Origin of the sequence: Ewingella sp. CoE-038-23, from assembly GCF_040419245.1 — a bacterium.
GTDB classification, from domain to species: domain Bacteria; phylum Pseudomonadota; class Gammaproteobacteria; order Enterobacterales; family Enterobacteriaceae; genus Ewingella; species Ewingella allii.
This window is the reverse complement of sequence record NZ_JAZHOH010000011.1, coordinates 1-622: the sequence shown is the minus strand read 5'-3', so window position 1 is coordinate 622 and position 622 is coordinate 1. Positions and strand designations below refer to the sequence as shown.

The window sequence follows — 622 nt, the reverse complement described above, 5'->3', positions numbered from 1 at the left end:
GGTGACTGCGTACCTTTTGTATAATGGGTCAGCGACTTATATTTTGTAGCAAGGTTAACCGAATAGGGGAGCCGTAGGGAAACCGAGTCTTAACTGGGCGTCAAGTTGCAAGGTATAGACCCGAAACCCGGTGATCTAGCCATGGGCAGGTTGAAGGTTGGGTAACACTAACTGGAGGACCGAACCGACTAATGTTGAAAAATTAGCGGATGACTTGTGGCTGGGGGTGAAAGGCCAATCAAACCGGGAGATAGCTGGTTCTCCCCGAAAGCTATTTAGGTAGCGCCTCGTGAACTCATCTTCGGGGGTAGAGCACTGTTTCGACTAGGGGGCCATCCCGGCTTACCAACTCGATGCAAACTACGAATACCGAAGAATGTTATCACGGGAGACACACGGCGGGTGCTAACGTCCGTCGTGAAGAGGGAAACAACCCAGACCGCCAGCTAAGGTCCCAAAGTCATGGTTAAGTGGGAAACGATGTGGGAAGGCATAGACAGCCAGGATGTTGGCTTAGAAGCAGCCATCATTTAAAGAAAGCGTAATAGCTCACTGGTCGAGTCGGCCTGCGCGGAAGATGTAACGGGGCTAAACCATGCACCGAAGCTGCGGCAGCGACGCT

The 622-nt window shown here is 52.1% G+C and carries 1 rRNA gene; it reads left to right on the top strand.

The features are described from left to right. Positions 1-622: ribosomal RNA gene (locus V2154_RS24860) — 23S ribosomal RNA — on the top strand; the annotation flags it as partial.